At 51.6% G+C, this 20,272-nt stretch carries 19 protein-coding genes; 6 read left to right on the forward strand and 13 right to left on the reverse strand.

Going from position 1 to position 20,272, the window contains the following annotated elements; all coding sequences use genetic code 11:
• Window positions 1-10: 10 nt before the first annotated feature.
• Complete coding sequence (locus MRY16398_RS26705) at window positions 11-1,582, reverse strand: EAL domain-containing protein (protein ID WP_039077895.1); 1,572 nt, start codon at window positions 1,580-1,582, stop codon at window positions 11-13.
• A 340-nt stretch (window positions 1,583-1,922) separates the two neighbouring features.
• Window positions 1,923-3,326 (reverse strand): GGDEF domain-containing protein, encoded by a 1,404-nt coding sequence (locus MRY16398_RS26710; protein ID WP_071194347.1) that lies wholly within the window; start codon window positions 3,324-3,326, stop codon window positions 1,923-1,925.
• 553 nt (window positions 3,327-3,879) lie between these two features.
• On the opposite strand from MRY16398_RS26710, the gene MRY16398_RS26715 reads away from it, so the two are divergent.
• A complete protein-coding gene (locus MRY16398_RS26715) occupies window positions 3,880-4,161 on the forward strand; it encodes a YjcB family protein (protein WP_039077897.1) in 282 nt (93 codons plus the stop codon).
• A 174-nt stretch (window positions 4,162-4,335) separates the two neighbouring features.
• Here MRY16398_RS26715 and ssb1 read toward each other — a convergent pair whose 3' ends face one another.
• On the reverse strand, window positions 4,336-4,872 hold the full coding sequence (gene ssb1, locus MRY16398_RS26720; protein ID WP_039077898.1) for a single-stranded DNA-binding protein SSB1: 537 nt from the start codon (window positions 4,870-4,872) through the stop codon (window positions 4,336-4,338).
• Window positions 4,873-5,123: 251 nt separating this feature from the next.
• Between ssb1 and uvrA the strand changes: the two genes are divergently transcribed.
• A complete protein-coding gene (uvrA, locus tag MRY16398_RS26730; protein WP_039077899.1) occupies window positions 5,124-7,949 on the forward strand; it encodes an excinuclease ABC subunit UvrA in 2,826 nt (941 codons plus the stop codon).
• 13 nt (window positions 7,950-7,962) lie between these two features.
• Here the strand turns inward: uvrA and MRY16398_RS26735 are convergent, their stop codons facing one another.
• The 6 genes from MRY16398_RS26735 to dnaB all read right to left on the reverse strand — a co-directional run bounded on the left by MRY16398_RS26735 (window position 7,963) and on the right by dnaB (window position 13,766).
• Entirely contained in the window at window positions 7,963-8,331 is a 369-nt protein-coding gene (locus MRY16398_RS26735; RefSeq protein ID WP_125125505.1) for an MmcQ/YjbR family DNA-binding protein, read from the reverse strand.
• A gap of 2 nt (window positions 8,332-8,333) precedes the next feature.
• A complete protein-coding gene (locus MRY16398_RS26740) occupies window positions 8,334-8,750 on the reverse strand; it encodes a secondary thiamine-phosphate synthase enzyme YjbQ (RefSeq protein WP_039077901.1) in 417 nt (138 codons plus the stop codon).
• 103 nt (window positions 8,751-8,853) lie between these two features.
• A complete protein-coding gene (aphA, locus tag MRY16398_RS26745) occupies window positions 8,854-9,558 on the reverse strand; it encodes an acid phosphatase AphA (RefSeq protein ID WP_039077902.1) in 705 nt (234 codons plus the stop codon).
• A 183-nt stretch (window positions 9,559-9,741) separates the two neighbouring features.
• Window positions 9,742-10,935 carry an aromatic amino acid transaminase gene (tyrB, locus tag MRY16398_RS26750; protein ID WP_125125506.1) on the reverse strand — a complete coding sequence of 398 codons (1,194 nt, stop codon included), beginning with the start codon at window positions 10,933-10,935 and terminating at the stop codon, window positions 9,742-9,744.
• A 220-nt stretch (window positions 10,936-11,155) separates the two neighbouring features.
• On the reverse strand, window positions 11,156-12,235 hold the full coding sequence (gene alr / locus MRY16398_RS26755; RefSeq protein ID WP_125125507.1) for an alanine racemase: 1,080 nt from the start codon (window positions 12,233-12,235) through the stop codon (window positions 11,156-11,158).
• 124 nt (window positions 12,236-12,359) lie between these two features.
• Window positions 12,360-13,766, reverse strand: a complete 1,407-nt coding sequence (dnaB, locus tag MRY16398_RS26760) for a replicative DNA helicase (protein WP_039077905.1) — start codon at window positions 13,764-13,766, stop codon at window positions 12,360-12,362.
• A 58-nt stretch (window positions 13,767-13,824) separates the two neighbouring features.
• On the opposite strand from dnaB, the gene MRY16398_RS26765 reads away from it, so the two are divergent.
• Window positions 13,825-14,808 carry a quinone oxidoreductase gene (locus MRY16398_RS26765; protein ID WP_039077906.1) on the forward strand — a complete coding sequence of 328 codons (984 nt, stop codon included), beginning with the start codon at window positions 13,825-13,827 and terminating at the stop codon, window positions 14,806-14,808.
• Between the two features lie 288 nt (window positions 14,809-15,096).
• Here MRY16398_RS26765 and pspG read toward each other — a convergent pair whose 3' ends face one another.
• Both pspG and dusA read right to left on the reverse strand, forming a co-directional pair.
• Window positions 15,097-15,339 (reverse strand): envelope stress response protein PspG, encoded by a 243-nt coding sequence (pspG, locus tag MRY16398_RS26770; protein ID WP_039077907.1) that lies wholly within the window; start codon window positions 15,337-15,339, stop codon window positions 15,097-15,099.
• Between the two features lie 152 nt (window positions 15,340-15,491).
• Entirely contained in the window at window positions 15,492-16,529 is a 1,038-nt protein-coding gene (dusA, locus tag MRY16398_RS26775; RefSeq protein ID WP_125125508.1) for a tRNA dihydrouridine(20/20a) synthase DusA, read from the reverse strand.
• An 89-nt stretch (window positions 16,530-16,618) separates the two neighbouring features.
• Between dusA and MRY16398_RS26780 the strand changes: the two genes are divergently transcribed.
• From MRY16398_RS26780 to MRY16398_RS26790, 3 genes are all read left to right on the forward strand, one after another.
• The gene (locus tag MRY16398_RS26780) at window positions 16,619-17,716 is read left to right on the forward strand and encodes a tyrosine-type recombinase/integrase (RefSeq protein WP_125125509.1); all 1,098 of its coding nucleotides are present in this window, start codon (window positions 16,619-16,621) and stop codon (window positions 17,714-17,716) included.
• A gap of 69 nt (window positions 17,717-17,785) precedes the next feature.
• Complete coding sequence (locus tag MRY16398_RS26785; protein WP_125125510.1) at window positions 17,786-18,019, forward strand: DinI family protein; 234 nt, start codon at window positions 17,786-17,788, stop codon at window positions 18,017-18,019.
• A 242-nt stretch (window positions 18,020-18,261) separates the two neighbouring features.
• Window positions 18,262-18,687: a hypothetical protein gene (locus tag MRY16398_RS26790; RefSeq protein ID WP_125125010.1), complete on the forward strand. Its 426-nt coding sequence runs from the start codon at window positions 18,262-18,264 to the stop codon at window positions 18,685-18,687.
• A 172-nt stretch (window positions 18,688-18,859) separates the two neighbouring features.
• Here MRY16398_RS26790 and MRY16398_RS26795 read toward each other — a convergent pair whose 3' ends face one another.
• Window positions 18,860-19,081: a hypothetical protein gene (locus tag MRY16398_RS26795; protein ID WP_125125011.1), complete on the reverse strand. Its 222-nt coding sequence runs from the start codon at window positions 19,079-19,081 to the stop codon at window positions 18,860-18,862.
• A 15-nt stretch (window positions 19,082-19,096) separates the two neighbouring features.
• Entirely contained in the window at window positions 19,097-20,236 is a 1,140-nt protein-coding gene (locus tag MRY16398_RS31080; protein ID WP_232034367.1) for a tail fiber domain-containing protein, read from the reverse strand.
• Window positions 20,237-20,272 lie beyond the last annotated feature (36 nt).

Here is a 20,272-nt window from a genome sequence, read left to right on the forward strand (position 1 = left end):
GCCGGGATGATTACTTTAGCGAAGGTGGCTGCGCAACCCAGGCTTTAAACTCCTGCGGCGGCAGAGCCTTCGCAAAATGCCAACCCTGACAGTACTGCACGCCACGCTTAAGTAACCAGGTTACCTGTTCTGCTGTTTCCACCCCTTCCGCGATAATTTTCAGGCGCAAACTGTGTGCCATCTCAATGATGTGTTCAGCGATCAGGTGGCTGGTACTATTGGTCGTCAGCGTATCGATAAAGGACTTATCAATCTTTAAAATATCGACGTTGAGGGAGTACAGGTTGTGCAAGTTCGAGTAACCGGTGCCGAAGTCATCTATCGCCACCTCGTAACCCGCATGGCGAAACGCCTGAATGACCGGCGTGGTTTTAGGAACATCAATAAACCCACGCTCGGTTACTTCAATTTTAATTTGTTCTGCGCGTACAGAATGCTCCCTGGTTTTATTGGTAATAAGTGCAATCAGGCGGGAAGAATGGAAATCGACGGCTGACAGATTAATCGAAATATAAAGATGCGGCCATGCTGCTAAGAATTCTCCTAGATCATTAAAGACTTCATCAACGACATAATCGGTAACCCGCTCAATCATTCCTTCTTTCTCTGCCAGCGGAATAAATTCCGCCGGGCTCATTACCGGACCATTAAAACCCGGCCAGCGCAATAATGCTTCAGCGCCTACGCATTGGCCGTTTTTGATATCAATAATGGGCTGGTAATGAAGTTCAAGCTGGTGTTTGGTTAATGCTCTGTGCAGCATTCGTCGTGGAGAGTTAAACTCCTGCCGTGTTCGCGACCACATCAATAAAATAATAATGCTACAAATCATGCCTAACGGCAGTGTTAATGTCGCCTGATGATAAAGATACTGAAAATAAGTGTCGCTGGAGGTCGAAACAATGATTGCAATGGGACGTTTATCAGAATGGTCTATTGTGTAAAAACGACCATTCTCTTGAAAAGTAAGGTCATTTTTACGGACGAGCTTATCCAGTGTTTGTAGATCGGCCTGATCACTGACGGAAAAAAAGAGACCCGTTACCGTATCGTAAATACCATAAGCCAGCGTGCTGTCGTCTGACATCACCTCGCTGTAGGAAAGCGGATTGACTACCGCGACATAATTTCCTTTCTGCATATAGACCATTTTATATCCGGGATAAAATGGCGTATCACGATAGTAATAAATAGAGATGGCTGGCTTTTTTTTATACTCGGGAGGCGAAATAGCATACGATTGCGTAGGGTAAAAAGCTGTCGAGCATAAAAACTGTTCGCCGCGCGCGTATATTAAATCGGCAACATACAGGCTACCGCGAATGATATTGAGCATGTAGCTACGATGCTCAGGGGAACAAACTTGACCGTGATATTTCTCAGCGGCGCTTCGGGCCAGGTCGACTTGTCCGATAACCCGTTCAGTTTTATCTAAAGCAAGTTGCGCAAAAGAACGAAGATGGATACCTGTTTCTTTTACTGCACGGATGTGCGCAAACCATAGCGACAGCATCACCGGTAGGAGCACTACCATGATGATCCCGACGACTCTCAGCATCTTACGCTGCGCGCTATGATTCATTTCCGCCTATATCCCTGCATTTAGTGTGCCTGTAATGAAGGCAGGATGCTTTGATAAACAGGTGATTACGTTGCATGAATCATACGACATTAGCAACTTACTTTTTTCATTAAAAACCTAATATTTGGTTATGACGATAATATTTGCCCGTAAGGCAAACTAAAAGTATGCGTTGTGTTTATATTAAGGAAAATATTTATCCAGTCGCCAGTCAGGGTTTTTAGTTTACGCAACAGACAATAGTTGATTAAGTCAAACTCTCCGCAGGATAAAAAAAAGACAGGCCGATCGGGTATTTTTTCATCTATTGCATAGCCTTCCGGAAGGAAGCCGGGAATATTTATAAAATTGCTTCTGCAATCACAGTTCGGCTACGCCCGGTACGCTTCGCATCGTACAGCGCATCGTCCGCAAGCGTAAGCAAAACTGAAGTATCGGACACCCCTCCGGTGACAAACACAACACCTGCGCTAAAGGATAAGGTTATCTTTTCATCCCCGTTAAAAAGCGGTTTATCGACCAGCGCAGCGCGAATTTTTTGGCTAAAACGCAGCGCAGTCTGACTGTCAGTTTGCGGTAATAAAATCAGAAATTCCTCTCCTCCCAGACGACCTAACGCGTAGTCCGGCGCGCTGAGCTCACGGATTTTCTCGCAGAAATGGCGCAGTGCCGCATCGCCTGTTAGGTGGCCCCAGCGATCGTTGATGTTTTTAAAATGGTCCAGGTCCAACATGAGGATACTGAAATGACTATCGGGATCTCCCGGTTCACAGGCGGCAAGCGCCTCTCTGAATTGCCGTAATATAGAGAACCTATTAAAGCACCCCGTCAGGTCATCAGTCGTCGCTTTCACCGCCAGTTGCTGCTCAGCCTTCTTACGTTCGGTAATGTCCAGCCCGATACTGAGAATGGATTTATCCGGGAGCAAAATATTTGACCACAATACGGTTAATACTTCGCCCGTGCGCCTTACCGGATGCCATTCATACATATCGACAGCAGGCGAAGCGCTGACAGAAGCCCGGACCTTATGACGGACCTCATCATCAGGGAAAAATAATGCTAATGGATCAGGTTGACAGTTTAACTCCTCAATTGACCAACCAAACAGCCGTTCGCACTCCCCATTCCATAATATACAGCGGTTGTTTTTATCAAATGAATTCATTAATACAGGGGCACGATCAAATAAGACTTTATATTGCGCAACAATGCGATGCATTTCTCTGGTCATGCGCTCTTTAGCAATAATACCGGCGAGATAATCTTTTAATTTCTCGACAAGAATGATCACCACACTTTTAATGATACTCATTGAAAATAACGGCTGCGGAAACGCCAGGAAGAAATATCCCTCTACCCCATGAGCGCTTGAAATTAATTTACAGAGAATACCGCCATGGAATTTATCAGCAGCATGGTGAGTAGGAGAAAATAATATTGTACCAACCTGCCGTCGCCAACAGATAACACGCCACGCATGTTGATTGCGCCGCAATTGCGACTGTTCCAGAAAGGTTTGCGCATCGCCCAGGGTGCATGGAATCTGCCCCGCGCTCTCATGCTGGAAATCCCCATCCTGCTCTACCACAACCCAGGAGAGCGTTGAACCTACGGCACTATTAATTGCCTGTAAAATTTCTTTTAGCGTGCGTTGTGCACTGAAGCATGGCATCAACTTCGCCAGGATAGTAAGCGCCACCGCGCCATCATCCACAGGAATGGCGGTATTTTCTTTTTTCATTTTTTTTCAGTCACAGATGATTAAACACCGGACCATACCCACAATGAGCTGTACAGGAAAAACGAAAAGCTAAATTCCGATGACCAACGCTGATTTACAAAAAATGCAGCGAAATGCGTTTAAAAGACGCCAGTTGAGGATATATCCATGCAGATCAGAAATCTGAAAAGTGACATTCAGATATATATAGCTATTCGATCAAGAATAATCGATGTTCCGAAAAGTGCCAACCCAGACAAAATAGGCAAAAAATCATAAAGTGACTATCTTTTTGAATTTATTAGCATTCTTATTCTTCATAGCAAAACGCTATCATCACGCCCGGTTAACCCCTACGCCCTCTAACAAAATGCCCCTTTGCACAGAAAATTTTGCTCATTTGCACACTGGCGAATAAAAGAACAAATGTGATATAGTTCACACATTCTTGAGACAGGGAACACTGTTTCAATGTAGAACGTTACTTCTGCAGATTTTCTGCGCCTGCACACATCGCTCAGGCTCATGGCGTCACCCACCTGTGCCTGAAAGTTTTCTTTCGAGGATCGTTTTCATGGCTACATTAACCACCAGTGTCGTTCTTCTTCGTTGGCAGATACTGAGTGCAGTGCTGATGTTTATGGCCAGCACATTGAACATTCGCTTTCGTAAAGCAGATTATATTGGTCTGGCTGTGATAAGCAGCGGCCTTGGTCTGGTAGCAGCCTGCTGGTTTGCAACGGGCCTGCTGGGCATTACGATGGTCGATGTCCATGCCGTCTGGCACAACGTCATCAATATCATGACGGAGATGTCGGAGAAATCTTCCCCCGAATGGCCGATGGTGATTACCTGACAGCAAGCCCTTCTTTAGTGAAAAAGCTCCCGCGTGGAGCTTTTTTATTGTCAAAAATCCGCTGACACGAAAAGAGACAAATAACGCCAGCAGTTAACAAAAAACCCCGCAGTGCGGGGTTTTTGTCGATACGTTTCCCATACGGGTCGCGCTGATAAGGCCGATGGCCTGCACTCAGAACGGAATATCGTCGTCGAAGTCCATCGGCGGTTCGTTAGACGGTGCCGGCGCAGACTGCTGTGGGCGAGACTGCGCGCCGCCGCTGAACTGGTTACCGCCCTGCGGCTGCTGAGGTTGGCCCCAACCGCCCTGCTGGCCCTGGCCGCCGCCCATATTGCCGCCAGCCGGAGCACCGCCACCCTGACGGCCACCGAGCATCTGCATGGTGCCGCCCACGTTAACCACGACTTCGGTGGTGTATTTCTCGGCGCCGGACTGATCGGTCCATTTGCGGGTACGCAATTGACCCTCAATGTAGACCTGAGAACCTTTACGCAGGTACTCACCGGCCACTTCTGCCAGTTTGCCGAACAGCACAACGCGGTGCCATTCAGTCTGCTCTTTCATTTCACCGGTCGCTTTATCACGCCAGGATTCGGAAGTCGCCAGCGTAATGTTGGCCACTGCACCACCACTCGGCATATAGCGTACTTCCGGGTCCTGGCCCAGATTACCGACGAGAATCACCTTGTTTACGCCTCTGCTGGCCATGATCGTGTCTCCTGAAAACATTTCTAAATAGTGTAAGCGCGGGAGTGTACCATTTCCATGCGACATGTTCATAGCTGCGAAGGATCTTCCAGAGTTGTCGCGCGGACTCAACATTGTTGCACATCCCCTCTGAATTTGCATTCCAATACTGTATATCCAGCCAGTTTAAATTGTGTCATAATTAGCCGTTTCTGACCGCTGGTTGTCCTTCCAATCGACCAGGCATGCCGAGTTATTACCGGGAAAGGTGAATGGATAAGATCGAAGTACGGGGCGCGCGCACCCATAATCTCAAAAACATCAACCTCGTCATTCCACGCGACAAATTGATTGTCGTTACCGGTCTGTCGGGTTCGGGTAAATCGTCACTGGCTTTCGACACTCTGTATGCCGAAGGGCAGCGTCGCTACGTTGAGTCTCTTTCCGCTTATGCCCGTCAGTTTCTTTCGCTGATGGAAAAGCCTGACGTTGACCACATTGAAGGGCTCTCTCCTGCTATTTCTATCGAGCAGAAGTCGACCTCGCATAACCCGCGTTCCACCGTCGGGACCATTACCGAAATTCACGACTATCTGCGTCTGTTGTTTGCCCGCGTAGGTGAACCGCGCTGCCCGGACCATGACGTTCCGCTGGCGGCACAGACCGTGAGCCAGATGGTCGACAATGTGCTGGCGCAGCCGGAAGGCAAACGTCTGATGCTGCTGGCGCCGGTAATCAAAGAACGTAAAGGTGAACACACCAAAACGCTGGAAAACCTGGCAAGCCAGGGTTATATCCGCGCGCGTATTGACGGTGAAGTCTGCGACCTTTCCGATCCGCCGAAGCTGGAGCTGCAAAAGAAACACACCATTGAAGTCGTGATTGACCGCTTTAAAGTGCGCGAGGATCTGGCGCAGCGTCTGGCAGAGTCCTTCGAAACGGCGCTGGAGCTTTCCGGTGGCACGGCAGTGGTCGCCGACATGGACGATCCCAAAGCCGAAGAGCTGCTTTTCTCGGCCAATTTCGCCTGCCCGATTTGCGGCTACAGCATGCGCGAGCTGGAACCGCGCCTGTTCTCGTTCAACAACCCGGCAGGCGCCTGCCCGACCTGTGACGGGCTCGGCGTGCAGCAGTATTTCGACCCTGACCGCGTGATTCAGAACCCCGAGCTATCGCTGGCGGGTGGCGCAATTCGCGGCTGGGATCGCCGTAACTTCTACTATTTCCAGATGCTGAAATCGCTGGCGGACCACTACAAATTTGATGTGGAAGCGCCGTGGGACAGCCTCAGCCCAACCGTGCATAAAGTGGTGCTGTTCGGATCCGGCAAAGAGAGTATTGAATTCAAGTACATGAACGATCGTGGCGATACCTCCGTGCGCCGCCATCCGTTCGAAGGCGTGCTGCACAATATGGAACGTCGCTATAAAGAGACGGAATCCAGCGCGGTACGCGAAGAGCTGGCGAAATTTATCAGCAACCGTCCCTGCGCCACTTGCGACGGTACGCGCCTGCGCCGCGAGGCCCGCCATGTTTTCGTTGAAAATACGCCGCTGCCAACCATCTCGGACATGAGCATCGGTCACGCTATGGACTTCTTCAATAACCTGAAGCTGTCCGGCCAGCGCGCGAAAATCGCTGAAAAAGTACTCAAAGAGATTGGCGATCGCCTGAAATTCCTGGTGAACGTCGGCCTGAATTACCTGACGCTTTCCCGTTCCGCGGAAACCCTTTCCGGCGGCGAGGCTCAGCGTATCCGTCTGGCAAGCCAGATTGGCGCAGGTCTGGTGGGCGTCATGTATGTGCTGGATGAACCGTCAATCGGCCTGCATCAGCGTGATAACGAACGTCTGCTCGGTACGCTGATCCACCTGCGTAATCTCGGTAACACAGTCATCGTGGTCGAACATGATGAAGATGCCATTCGCGCCGCAGATCACGTGATCGATATTGGCCCCGGCGCAGGGGTGCATGGTGGTCAGGTCGTCGCCGAAGGCCCGCTGGAGGCGATTATGGCAGTGCCTGAATCCCTCACCGGGCAGTATATGAGCGGCAAACGCCAGATCGCCGTCCCGAAAAATCGCGTTAAAGCCGATCCGGAAAAAGTGCTTAAACTGACCGGGGCACGCGGCAATAACCTGAAAGACGTGACGCTGACGCTACCGGTAGGGCTGTTCACCTGTATTACCGGTGTTTCCGGTTCGGGTAAATCTACCCTGATTAACGACACGCTGTTCCCGATCGCTCAGCGCCAGTTAAACGGTGCCACCATCGCCGAACCCGCGCCTTATCGTGATATTCAGGGGCTGGAACATTTCGACAAAGTGATCGATATCGACCAGAGCCCGATTGGCCGTACGCCACGTTCCAACCCGGCGACCTATACCGGCGTTTTCACCCCGGTTCGTGAACTGTTTGCCGGCGTGCCGGAATCCCGTTCGCGCGGCTACACCCCAGGGCGTTTCAGTTTTAACGTCCGTGGTGGACGCTGCGAAGCCTGTCAGGGTGATGGCGTAATCAAAGTTGAGATGCACTTCCTGCCGGATATCTACGTGCCGTGCGACCAGTGCAAAGGCAAGCGCTATAACCGCGAAACGCTGGAGATTAAATACAAAGGCAAAACCATCCATGAAGTGCTGGATATGACCATCGAAGAAGCCCGTGAATTCTTTGATGCCGTCCCGGCGCTGGCGCGCAAGCTGCAAACATTGATGGACGTGGGCCTGACGTACATCCGTCTGGGTCAGTCAGCCACCACGCTTTCCGGCGGTGAGGCGCAGCGCGTGAAGCTGGCGCGCGAGCTGTCGAAACGTGGCACCGGCCAAACGCTCTATATTCTGGATGAACCGACCACCGGCCTGCACTTTGCCGATATTCAGCAACTGCTGGACGTTCTGCACCAGTTGCGTGACCAGGGCAATACCATCGTGGTCATTGAGCATAACCTGGACGTCATCAAAACCGCAGACTGGATTGTCGATCTCGGTCCGGAAGGCGGCAGCGGAGGCGGGGAAATTCTCGTTTCCGGCACACCAGAAACCGTCGCCGAGTGTGAAGCCTCACACACGGCGCGATTCCTGAAACCGATGCTGAAATAATCTTCCGGGCTGATTACGCCCTGGTTGATGCGGAGTAAAGCTGTTGCCTGATCTGTTCAGGCAACAGTTCTATCGCCTGTTTGTATGAGGCGTCCACAAGGTAGTAAATCTGTGAATCCGGGAGCGAGCCGTCGAGATAGACGGTGCTCCAGTGCGCTTTGTTCAGGTGTTTGCTTGGGCGCACGTCATTATGCTGCTGACGCAGTAGTTCAGCCAGTTCCGGGCTGGTTTTCAAGGACGCTGCCGGGCGGCCTTCCACCTCTTTCACCATCGCAAACAGCACGTCAGACACTTTTATCTGCGTGGCCTTCCAGTCGCTGTGTACGCTCTGCTCTGCACCCGGCTTCGCCATGCAATACTGCAATAACTCCGAAATTGTCATCTTTATTCCCCTTGTAGCGTCGCGATGATTTTTCGCGAACCGCCGTGGATACGATGCTCTCCCAGCCAAATCCCCTGCCACGTCCCAAGCTGAACGCGCCCGCTGGCGACAGGAAGTAATAACGACACACCCAGCATGGAAGACTTGATATGCGAAGGCATATCGTCCGCGCCTTCGTAATCATGCTCGTAGTGGGCGTTATCCGGCACCGCTCGCAGAAAATGCTGCTCCATATCGTGACGTACGGTGGGGTCACAGTTTTCATTGAGGGTGAGAGAAGCGGAAGTATGCTGGAGGAGCAGATGCAACAAGCCTGTTCTGATGCGGGACAGATCGCGGATCTGCCCCAGCACCTCATCAGTGATCAGATGAAAACCCCGGGGTTTTGCCCCGAGAACAAGAGTCTGTTGATACCACATCTGCTGCTTCCTTTTAAAAGACGAATCTTTTTAAGTGTGCAGCAAGTCGGCGAAAGGTAAAACCCGACAGAACAGATTTGCTTAAAAAAACAACAATTCAATCTTAATATTCGGAATTTACGATCACCTCTTCACCAAATGCCCCGGCTTGTGGCAGCGGGCGGTAGGTTGAATTCGAAGCGCGCAGGATACGTATCGGGCGGGCTTCACTCGCTTTCGCCGCCGTAATGTCTTCATCCGAATCGCCGTAAAAGATTTTGATTTGCTTGTCGGCCAGCCACTGTGTCTTGCTGTTCTGCCCGTCTTTCACCCCGGCAAAAATCACCGGATTCATATTCGCCGCCGGAATCAAGAAATCATCCTGCAATGTTTTGGTCACGCTTTCCGTCGGCGTCTGCGTGCGTCCGGTAATGAAGTAAATGCTGTCGCCGCGTTTCACATGTAGCGCGATCAGCGCCCGCGCGATCTCTTTTGGAATACTGAACTCATCCCAGCCGTTGTTCATTTTCTCCCAGAACTCCGGGTTCTGGAGATAGGCTTCACTATCCGGGGAGTACATTTTTTTACCGCGCCAGAAGCCGGGGCTGGAAAACAGGACCGTATCGTCGATATCAAACCCGACGGCCATCGGTGGGCGGTCCACCAGGCTGTGTTCGATCTGTGCGACGGAGACCCAGTGAATGGGCGCTTGTTCGGCCAGTTTGGCAACGTTGGTGCCTGTGCTATCCGGAGTCGGCGTAGAAGCCTGAGCAAAGAAAGCACCGGTGAGCGAAAACGATAAGCAGAGGGCTAATGTGAACTTTCGCATGTTTATCCCTAAATTTTCAGTCCGTTATTGTCAGATAGCGTGCTAAGCATCAAAAAGCTCTCTGACCATACCCTCAGGGACGGGTGAAAGGAAGGCGTTTCTGCGGTTTCACCATCATAAACCGGAATATTTGTAGCAGGATCGCGCCATTTTCCTCCCTGACGGGAGGAAAATATGCGTCGTTTACATTACAGCAGCAAATGCCTGAGCAACGCGATGCACATTGCGGCTATTAAGCCCGGCAACGCACATACGCCCGCTGGCAATGAGGTAGACACCAAACTCTTCACGCAGACGATCAACTTGTGCAGCACTCAGACCGGTGTAGCTGAACATGCCGCGCTGTTTAAGCAGATAGTCAAAGTTTCGCCCCGGAACGGCCTCTTTCAGCACGTTCACCAGCTCCTGACGCATAGCCAGAATGCGCGTACGCATTGTCTCGACTTCCGCCAGCCATGAGGCTTTCAGCGCCGTATCGCCGAGCACCGTCGCAACAACCTGCGCACCGAAGTTCGGCGGACTGGAGTAGTTACGACGCACCGTTGCTTTCAACTGCCCCAGGACGCGAGAGGCCGTTTCCGCATCTTCACAGACAATGGAGAGACCGCCTACGCGCTCGCCATAGAGTGAGAAAATTTTGGAGAACGAGTTGCTGACCAGCGCCGGTAAACCCGCATCAGCAATCGCACGGATCGCATAGGCGTCTTCTTCCATACCGCCGCCAAAGCCCTGGTAGGCAATGTCGAGGAAAGGAATCAGGTTGCGGGCTTTCAGCACGTTTACCACCTCATCCCACTGCGCGTTTGTTAAATCTGAACCGGTTGGGTTGTGGCAGCACGGATGCAGCAGAACGATGCTCTTCTCCGGCAGGGTAGCGAGTTTTTCCAGCAGCGCGGTAACGCGCACACCATTGGTTTCACTGTCAAACCAGGGATAAGTGTTGACCTTAAAGCCCGCGCCTTCAAAAATGGCGACATGGTTTTCCCAGGTGGGATCGCTGACCCATACACCGGAATCCGGGAAGTAGCGTTTCAGGAAATCAGCACCCACTTTGAGGGCGCCGGAGCCGCCCAATGTCTGGATCGTTGCAACGCGTTTTTGCGCCACCACCGGATGTTCAGCACCAAACAATAGCGGCACGATGGTGTGGCGATAAGTAGTCAGACCTTCCATCGGCAGATAGAGAGACGCACCCTGCGGCTGGGCATTGAGGCGGGCTTCCGCTTCGGCAACAGCCTGTAGCTGCGGGATGATGCCATCTTCGTTGTAATACAACCCGATGCTGAGGTTAACTTTGTCGCTGCGCGGGTCTTCTTTAAAACGCTCCATCAGGCTAAGGATGGGGTCGCCAGCGTAGGCGTCAACTTTTTGAAACACGAGGTGGTTCTCCAGGTTTACAGTAGGAAGGATAAGACACAATAAACCGGAAGCGAGAGAAGGTCGAGCGGGATATGTGTACTGCGTTTGGGCAGTGTCGTCTGATGCCCTCACCCCGGCCCTCTCCCACAGGGAGAGAGAGAAAACCAAACGCCAGCGCGGGCAAAATCATATCCCGGACAGGGCGCTTGCGCCGCATCCGGGGAGAGTCGACGCTGCGTTAATCGACGTATTTCAGGGCAGCGCGCGATGTCAGGCGCGTAATTAATTCATAGGCACTGATCCCGGTGGCTTCCGCAATGCGCTCGACGGGTAAACCTTCCCCCCAAAACACTACCGGGTCTCCGGCGGTATCTTGCGCATCCGGGCCCAAATCGACGCAAATCATATCCATCGCCACCCGACCAACAATCGGGACTTCGCGACCGTTAACCAGCACAGGCGTACCAGACGGCACCGAACGCGGATAACCATCGCCATAGCCCATCGCCACCACCCCAAGGCGCGTGTCGCGCTCACTCACCCAGGTCCCGCCATAACCGACCGCATCACCCGCTTTATGCTCGCGCACGGCAATCAGGCTGGAGGTCAACGTCATCGCGGGCTGGAAGCCAAAATCTTCCCCCCATGGATGGCGATCAAGCGGCGAAACACCATACAGAATGATGCCGGGGCGCACCCAGTCAAAATGGGCCTGCGGCCACAGCAGCGTGCCACCGGATGCAGCAAGAGAACGTTGCCCCGGTTTGCCGTCGCTAAAGGTGGTGAAGATATCGAGCTGACGTTCTGTCACACCACAGTCCGGCTCATCGGCACGGGCAAAGTGGCTGACAATATTCACCGGCTGGCGCACATTTTTGCACTGGCTCAGACGCTGGTAAAACGCCTCGGCCTCAGACGGGTGAAAGCCCAGGCGGTGCATACCGGTATCAAGCTTCATCCACACGGTAACAGGCTCATCCAGATGCGCCGCTTCCAGCGCCGTGAGTTGTTCCACGCTATGCACCACCGTATCAAGATGATGAGCAGAAACCAGAGGGAGCTCGTCAGCGGTAAAAAACCCTTCGAGCAAGAGGATGCGATGGGTAATGCCCCCCTCACGCAGGCGAAGGGCCTCTTCGAGACGGGCGACGCCGAAAGCGTCGGCATCGGGGAGCGTTCGCGCGGTCTCAAGAAGACCGTGTCCGTAGGCGTTCGCTTTCACAATCGCAACCAGGCGGCTGGCGGGAGCCAGTTCGCGCAGATGTTGAAGGTTGTGTCGCAGAGCGCGGCGGTTGACTACAACAGTTGCCGCTTGCATTTGAATTCCTTGCCTTTAAGAAAAATAAACCATCCTCTAAATCATTTGAGTTGCAGCAAGGCGGCAAGGCCATGCATCTCCGGGGACGTAGCCAACACCGCTGTAGCTCAAAGGATGACGAGGATTATTCGTCGTCGTATTGTGGACCCGCATAATTATCAAAACGCGACCACTGTCCGTTAAAGGTCAAACGTACCGTACCGATCGGGCCGTTACGTTGCTTACCAATAATGATTTCAGCGATCCCTTTTAAGTCGCTGTTTTCGTGATAAACCTCATCACGATAAATAAACATGATCAAGTCGGCGTCCTGCTCGATGGAGCCGGATTCACGCAGGTCGGAGTTGACCGGGCGTTTATCCGCACGCTGTTCCAGTGAGCGGTTAAGCTGCGATAGCGCAACAACCGGCACCTGCAGCTCTTTCGCCAGTGCTTTCAGAGAGCGGGAAATCTCCGCGATCTCAAGAGTACGGTTGTCGGACAGCGACGGCACGCGCATCAGTTGCAGGTAGTCGATCATGATAAGCCCAATGCCGCCATGCTCACGGGCAACACGCCGGGCACGGGAACGCACCTCGGTCGGCGTCAGGCCGGACGAGTCATCAATATAGATATTGCGTTTTTCCAGTAGGATGCCCATGGTGCCGGAAATACGGGCCCAGTCCTCGTCATCAAGCTGACCGGTACGAATGCGCGTCTGGTCCACACGTGACAGGGAGGCCAGAGAACGCATCATAATCTGCTCTGAAGGCATCTCAAGACTGAAGACGAGAACCGGTTTATCCTGCAACATCGCCGCGTTTTCAACGAGGTTCATCGCAAAGGTGGTTTTCCCCATGGATGGACGCGCGGCGACAATGATCAGGTCCGATGGCTGTAGACCCGCCGTTTTCTTGTTGAGGTCATCGTAGCCCGTATTCACGCCAGTAACGCCGTCGTGAGGCTGCTGGAACAGCAGCTCAATACGCGCAACGGTCGCCTCAAGCACATCCGCGATGTTTTTCGGGCCTTCGTCTTTATTGGCGCGGCTTTCCGCAATTTTGAAAACCCGTGACTCAGCAAGATCGAGCAGGTCTTCACTGGTGCGCCCCTGAGGGTCGAAACCCGCATTAGCGATCTCATTGGCAACGGAGATCATCTCGCGCACAACTGCACGTTCACGCACGATGTCAGCGTAAGCGCTGATGTTCGCCGCACTTGGCGTGTTTTTGGACAGTTCAGCCAGATAAGCAAAACCGCCGACAATATCCAACTGCCCTTGCAGTTCCAGCGATTCTGCCAGCGTAATCAGGTCAATGGGTTTACCCATCTCCTGTAGACGGTGCATCTCAGTAAAGATATGGCGATGCGGGCGGGTGTAGAAGTCATCCGCCACAACGCGCTCGGCAACATCGTCCCAGCGCTCGTTATCCAGCATTAAACCGCCCAACACCGACTGTTCCGCTTCAATGGAATGGGGCGGCACTTTCATCCCCTCGACCTGAAAATCGCGGGGTTCAGTCTGTTTGTTGAAGGGTTTATTTCCTGCCATAGTGAATGGAGTTACCAACGTAATGAATGGTTCGAAAGATTATCATTCGGGAGGAAGCATGGCGACAAGAATTGAATTTCACAAGCATGGTGGCCCTGAGGTATTGCAAGCTGTCGAGTTTAATCCCACCGATCCGGCGGAAAATGAAGTCCAGGTCGAAAACAAAGCTATAGGGATTAATTATATCGACACCTACATTCGCAGTGGGCTGTATCCCCCCCCGTCATTACCGAGTGGCCTGGGGACCGAGGCGGCGGGCGTGGTCAGCAAAGTGGGTTCTGGCGTCAAACATGTCAAAGCGGGCGATCGCGTGGTGTACGCCCAATCCGGGCTTGGTGCCTACAGCTCCGTGCACAATGTTCTGGCAGACAAAGTCGCTATTCTGCCCAATGCCATCTCGTTCGAGCAGGCGGCGGCCTCCTTCCTGAAAGGGCTCACTGTCTTTTATCTGCTGCGCAAAACGTACGAAATTAAACCTGATGAAGCATTCCTGTTCCATGCGGCGGCGGGTGGCGTAGGGCTGATTGCCTGCCAGTGGGCGAAGGCGTTGGGGGCGAAATTGATCGGTACTGTCGGCTCCGCGCAGAAAGCACAGCGGGCCTTACAGGCTGGCGCATGGCAGGTGATTAACTATCGCGAAGAAAACATTGTTGAGCGCGTAAAAGAGATAACCAACGGGAAAAAAGTCCGCGTCGTGTATGACTCGGTGGGTAAAGACACCTGGGAAGACTCCCTCGATTGCCTGCAGCGCCGTGGCCTGATGGTGAGCTTTGGTAACGCCTCCGGGCCGGTATCAGGCGTCAACCTGGGTATTCTCAACCAGAAAGGTTCGCTGTATGCAACCCGCCCTTCCCTCAACGGCTACGTAACAAATCGCGAGGAGCTTGAAGAGGCCAGCAATGAGCTGTTCTCGCTGATTGCCAGCGGCGTGATCAAAGTGGAAGTGGCGCAATCGCAGAAATTTGCCCTCACCGACGCACGACGCGCACACGAGGTTCTGGAAAGCCGCGCAACGCAAGGGTCGAGCCTGTTGATTCCGTAAATTCACATTGCAGGCGGGCGGCGAGAGCGTGAATGCCCGCGCTTATTCAAGGCAGTGACCGGGATGAATGAGCGCAGGTAATGCATCTGCGGCCTGAGGATGACGGCGGTAAAAAGAATTAGGGCTTCCCGAAGGAAGCCCATTCTTTTTTTAGTTCGGCTGTATGTAGGGTACAGCTCGATGAATTCGTTAACGCGGCGATAGTGACAGATTTGATAAGTAAATCCTATTCGGTTCTTAGCAAAGCGCCCGGAAAAGTGTCGAGGTTGTGATCAAGTACTCAATACTTTAGTAACGCCAACGGTTATTGCGCTGATATTGAGGAATTTTTGGCGTTTTGACTGCCCGGATAATCCACACCACCGCAACCGCCAGTAATAACCAGGGCAACAGCTTGATCATCAACGCAAAAAGGCCGCCCAAAAACATCACTGCGGTTGCCACCAGCAGTGCCGCCAGAATACCCAGCAATGAAACACCGGTGGCGAGTAGCACAACAAAAAAGCCGATAACAAACAGTAATTCCAACATGGCGCGCTCCTGGTAAACAAATAATGGCATCGGGACGATGACTTACCAAATGCATTACAAGAAGCGTGCCACATTTAGTTTATTGATTTCTAAAAGAAAAGGCTCCGCATGGTGATGCAGAGCCTGGTGAATTTGACCATTTTTTAGCGAAATTATTCGCGGTTTGCCACAAGACTCAGCGCGTGTTCCAGCACTGCGACGTCGGCCCCGGCTTTATGTGCGTTTTCGCTCAGATAGCGACGCCACTGTCGCGCCCCTGGGATCCCCTGGAACAGGCCCAGCATATGGCGGGTAATATGTCCGAGGTAGGTCCCCTGCTGCAGTTCACGCTCAATATAGGGATACATTGCCCGAACCACCGCTACAGGATCCGCATCCACCGCATCCGCGCCGAATATTTCCCGATCAATACGCGCCAGAATGCCCGGATTCTGATACGCCTCGCGTCCAACCATCACACCATCCATATGCTCCAGGTGGGTTTTGGCCGCCTCCAGCGAAGTGATACCGCCATTAATCGACATGGTGAGATGCGGGAAATCGCGTTTAAGCTGGTAGACACGTGGGTAGTCCAGCGGGGGGATTTCACGGTTCTCTTTCGGGCTTAAGCCGGAAAGCCAGGCTTTACGCGCATGGATGATAAACATCTCACATTCGCCCCTGCCGGAAACCGTGCTGATAAAATCGCAGAGAAATTCGTAGCTGTCCTGTTCGTCAATGCCGATGCGGGTTTTCACCGTCACCGGAATGGATACCACGTCGCGCATCGCTTTGACGCAATCGGCTACCAGTTGCGCATTGCCCATCAGGCACGCGCCGAACATGCCGTTCTGCACGCGATCGGACGGGCAACCTACGTTCAGGTTGATCTCATCATAACCGCGCTGTTCTGCCAGTTTCGCGCAATGCGCAAGCTGCGCCGGATCACTCCCCCCCAACTGCAATGCTACCGGGTGTTCTTCTTCGCTGTATGCCAGATAGTCGCCCTTGCCATGAATAATAGCTCCCGTCGTCACCATCTCTGTATAGAGCAGCGTATGGCGTGAAAGCAGGCGCAGGAAATAGCGGCAATGGCGGTCCGTCCAGTCGAGCATGGGGGCAATGCTAAACCTACCACACCAGTTCTGGCCTGATTTATCAGGTACTGTGCTGTTATGGCAGGTTTTTTTGTTTTCTTCATTTTGGTGCATTTTTACACATTCTATTGTATTTTTGCTTTCTCAGTACACCAATGAGTACACCTTGTAAATGGTGTACCGGAAAGCAAGGCGGTTACATAATGGCCTACTATAACATAGTTAAGCGACCTCTGGCCGATGGCACAATCCGCTATCGCTGCACAGTAGGTATTAAAGCAGGCGGCAAGCACCTACACCGGGAAACCAGGACATTCAGCAAACAAGCAATGGCGAAGTCGTGGGGCAGTCGCCGTGTTCTTGAACTGGAAGCTGATGGTGTACCAGATGCCAGCAGCGCCAGCCAGATAATCACAGGTGAGTTAATCGTCAGGTATACAAATGATCCGGCATTCGGGGGTAAAGCGGGGCGCACCAAACACTACGTACTCGACATGCTGGCCGACTGCGACATTGCCAGGATACCCCTTGCAGATTTGGCCGTTGCCGATGTGATCACCCATTGCCGGGAGCGAGCAGGAGCAGGAGCGGGTCCAGCAACCGTAAGTCAGGATGTAAGCTACTTGTCCGGAGTTCTGGCGTCAGCGAAACCTGTATACGGTATAGAGTACACAGATAACCCGGCGCGGGACGCCCGACCGGTATTAATTCAGATGGGCCTGATAGGTAAATCTAACCGACGCAGCAGACGCCCGGTAGGTGATGAACTCGACAGGCTGGAAGAAGGGCTCAGGGCGAGGAGCTTGCATAGAAGCGCAAAAATTCCATTCATAGATATTCTGCGGTTTTCTATTTTTAGTTGCATGCGCATTGGAGAGGTGTGCCGGTTGCGTTGGGAGGATATCGACAATGAAGAACGTGCGGTACTGGTCCGCGACAGAAAAGATCCCAGGAAAAAGGAAGGAAATCATATGCGGGTAGCCCTCCTTGGTGAGGCGTGGGATATAGTGCAGCGCCAGCCACGAACCACTGACCTAATTTTCCCTTATAAGTCTGCATCCGTCACCGCTGGCTTCCAGCGCGTACGCAACGCGTTGGACATTCAGGATTTACGTTATCACGATATGCGGCGAGAGGGGGCCAGCCGGCTATTTGAGGCGGGATTCAGCATTGAGGATGTTGCTCAGGTGACGGGGCACCGCTCACTCAACGTTCTGTGGCAGGTTTATACAGAGCTCTTCCCTAAATCTCTGCATGCCAAACTTGAGCAACTCAAAAGGGAAAAGCAAAGGCAAGATTAAAGCCTTGACAAAGACTTTTACGCGCCATTAAATACTGTACATAAAACCAGTACTATTATGGAGGCAGCTATGTTCGTTGAACTCGTTTACGACAAAAGAAATGTTGAGGATTTACCCGGCGCCAAAAACATCATTCTGGCTGAACTGACAAAGAGAGTTCACAAGATTTTCCCAGGCGCAGATGTGAGAGTTAAACCAATGCAGGCGAACGCGCTGAACAGCGATTGTACGAAAACTGAGAAGGAGCGACTCAACCGCATGATCGAGGAGATGTTTGAAGAAGCAGATATGTGGCTCGTTTGAAGGACAAGGAAGGCGATAACGAATAGGTGCAGGGTGTATTACTGGAAACGTGGGAATCGGCGGATGACTGTTTATTTCGCTGACAATAGAAATCTCAATGAACCTCCACATGGAAATCTGTTATCTGATTCGCGAGTTAGTAAAGGATTTTTTATAAGCCGCAGGTTTACCTCTTTATTTCTTTTGTGTATTTTATCGTCATGGAGAGCGGTATTAGTGTTAGGATAAGGGGTGGTTATTTTATGGCTAAAGCTGATGAGTTAACCTTTACGGAGTTTTCATCGATCAACAGCAGGCTTAGGCAAGTTAGCGATACTTGGGCTGATTTGTGGATTACTATCTATTACACTAAGATAAGTGTTGGGAAATTGCTGGTGTTACGCTTTGAAGATGTTACGGAGTCAGACTTACCATTAAAAAAACATGAAATTATTCAATTACTGGCTGAGAATCCTGTAAGGCATATTATCCAGAAACGCCGTTCATTATACCCTAATGACGAATTTATATTTCAAAGCCATTCTAATAGAGTCAAATCCATAGCGAAACCGGTGACAGTGGTTGCATTTAACCAAGCGTTGCGTGATAGTGCCAAGTATGTCACCGATAAAAACATCAGCAGTAACAGTGCGCGAAGAGTACAAAATATAATACATAAAGCTGCATAGAATAAATCACTGCTAGTCAAAACAATGAGTTACTTTTTTAGTATATATTTAAAGGAAGATTTATGGTTGTAAAACGAATTTCCACTTTCTGTCTGCTTTTTAAAAAAATCATTGATACGATATGAACCGAAAATTTAAAACCCCTTCGAATATACTAACATTCAAAAACTGTTTAAGTAGCGACACGCTTATCTTCGTTTAGGATTTTTTCTTTCCAATCCGCCATTAAAACAACGGCGAATTTTCTATGCTGCGAGTTTGAATAACCTTCAACAATCAGAAGCGAACTAAACGAAAACTTTTCTTTTTCCTTCCCTAAACTTAAACCGACTATAGCGAAAAAGATTATATAACCTGGCAGATCAACGCCATTTTGAACATTTATTTTTTGCACTGAATAACGCGTTGATTATTCTGCCGCTGGTACCTCGGATTTTTTTGTCTCCAGCTCAGCAATGCGTGCGGTCAGTGCGTCTATCTGCGCCATCAGAGCCAGAATGGCCTCATGGTGCAGCGCTGCTGCAACCCCAGCAGTGTCAGGACTGAGCACATCTTTAATTACGGTACCGTCGTCCAGTTCTCTGTTGCCAGTGACAAAAACGTTATCCGGGAATACAGACTGAACCTCCTGAGCAATGAACCCGATGCCAGGCGAGATGCCATCCAGACGTTTCCACGAAACGCCGCGAATGGCCCGCATTTTCTCCAGGGGATTCTCTATCCTTGCCACGTCGTATTTCACACGGATATCAGAGTTTGAAATCCACGACCCCGGCGCTGTTGCCGAGCCTGTAGAGTTAAACCCAAAAAATGACGCCGTCGGCCCCGCGATAACGTTCAAATAAAACCCAGAGAACGTCGAAGAAACATAGTGATATGCAACGGATTTATGCGGCGTTAATGATCCGCCATACCCCCATTCCATATGTGGAGTCTCCTGGTTTACACTCCCGGCAGATTCATTTATTAGTCGTGTTGTGCTCAGTACGGTTCCGCCAGTTTTCCGATCCAGCGAATTCAGCCGCGAATCATTACCCTGGCAAAATGACCCGGCGACGGTGCCAAAAGGATTTGTTAATCCCGTTCCGCCCCGCCCCTGGCTGAGCGGTGTTGTCAGCCCGTTCAGAGAAGTGATATCTGAGTTAGCCCCTTTTTTTGCCAGCGACTTCTGGCCGGGAACCGTGACGGCCACACCGTTAATCGTGATAGTGACGTCACCAGACGCATTCATCACGTCCGCAAAGCCGCTCATATTTTTTTGATACAGCGTCAGCGTCTCAGCGATGTTTTGCGCGAGGCCGTCAACGCTCAGACTATCGCTCAGCAGGATGGCGTAAGCGGTACCGGCTGCAATTGCCGGGTTTGCCGCTGGCGTTACGGTGAGCTGGGTTGCGCTGTTGATTGCGGTTATCTGGAATACCTGTACCGGATTTGCCAGAGTGACCAGGGTGCACCCAACGCGGATGAGTGAGCCTGCTGCTGTAAAGTTCGTGCCAGTACCCGTCAGGGTATTACCGTTGACCGCAATAGAGCCAGTTGTGTAAATCATATTTTCTCCAGGCATAAAAAAACCGCCGAAGCGGTT

It is taken from the genome of Phytobacter sp. MRY16-398, assembly GCF_003925915.1.
GTDB lineage: Bacteria > Pseudomonadota > Gammaproteobacteria > Enterobacterales > Enterobacteriaceae > Phytobacter > Phytobacter diazotrophicus.